This window comes from Actinoplanes sp. DH11 (assembly GCF_020873875.1).
In the GTDB taxonomy this organism is placed as follows: Bacteria; Actinomycetota; Actinomycetes; order Mycobacteriales; family Micromonosporaceae; genus Actinoplanes.
This window is the reverse complement of sequence record NZ_JAHWGU010000195.1, coordinates 1-369: the sequence shown is the minus strand read 5'-3', so window position 1 is coordinate 369 and position 369 is coordinate 1. Positions and strand designations below refer to the sequence as shown.

At 57.5% G+C, this 369-nt stretch carries 1 protein-coding gene; it reads left to right on the top strand.

Going from position 1 to position 369, the window contains the following annotated elements; genetic code table 11:
* The coding region (locus LPA41_RS41400; protein ID WP_229076986.1) for a hypothetical protein at positions 1 to 212 on the top strand (212 nt) is incomplete at its 5' end.
* Positions 213 to 369 lie beyond the last annotated feature (157 nt).

Below are 369 nucleotides of genomic sequence, written 5' to 3'. Positions count from 1 at the left end.
GGTGCGGCTGGATCACCTCCTTTCTAAGGAGCAACTATCCGCGAAAGCGGACAGTGGCCCGCGACCTGCGAATGTCAGGTCGGGGTGCTCAAAGGCGGAGACACTGGTTAGCTCAAGCCGGCAACGGCTTCATGGTTAGTACAGCTGCTCGCAGCGTGGAAATCCTTGAAGTGCGGCTGGTGGAGGCGATAAGCACCCTGTTGGGTATCTGAAAGAACAACCATGCCGGCTGAGCCGGATGTGTTGGTCTTCAATGCCAGGCATGACCTGGACCCCTATACCGATGGCCTGAGGGCTTTGCTGGTGGGAGTTCGTGTGGGTTGTGGGTTGGTCGTTGGTTGAGAATTGCACAGTGGACGCGAGCATCTT